This window comes from Vibrio sp. 10N.261.52.A1, assembly GCF_002876325.1.
GTDB classification, from domain to species: Bacteria; Pseudomonadota; Gammaproteobacteria; order Enterobacterales; family Vibrionaceae; genus Vibrio; species Vibrio chagasii.
Genome location: NZ_MCYD01000410.1, coordinates 1 through 529, shown reverse-complemented (window position 1 = coordinate 529; position 529 = coordinate 1). Strand labels below are relative to the sequence as shown.

Sequence of the window (529 nt, the reverse complement as noted above, 5' to 3'; positions counted from 1 at the left end):
AGCGGGTGAGCAAGGTCGAGGCTTTGCCGTAGTGGCTGATGAAGTACGTGCGCTGTCTGGGCGTACTTCGAACGCGACAGTACAGATAAAAGAGAGCATAGAAACCATGCTCACAACCATTGAAGGTTGGCAGAAAGATATTCTGGCGAACAGAGAGCAGACCGATGCGTGCGGTGATGTGGCGAAGGTGAGCGCAGAGCGTTTATCTGAAGTTGAAAACCTAATGCAATCTATGAACGAGTTGATGCAGTCGGTAGAAAACTCAGCCCATAAGCAGCGTACTCTTTCGAGTGAGGTGAATCTTCACATGCAATCTATCGCATCGACAGCAGAGCAGAATTTAGTTGCTACTCACTCAGTGAAGGATCATTCGACTGAGCTTAAAGAACAAGTAAACGAGTTCTATCAGTTAGCTAAACGTTTTGAAGAAAAGTAGCGACGTATTAAGTTTTAATCTCTATTACAAATGTCAAAATTAAACAAAATGTAAATGTTCAGCCCTGCTTTTTAGCGGGGCTTTTATTTATCT

At 43.7% G+C, this 529-nt stretch carries 1 protein-coding gene; it reads left to right on the top strand.

Going from position 1 to position 529, the window contains the following annotated elements:
• A partial coding sequence (locus BCT81_RS04995; RefSeq protein ID WP_241908162.1) for a methyl-accepting chemotaxis protein occupies positions 1-436 on the top strand: 436 nt, incomplete at its 5' end.
• Positions 437-529 lie beyond the last annotated feature (93 nt).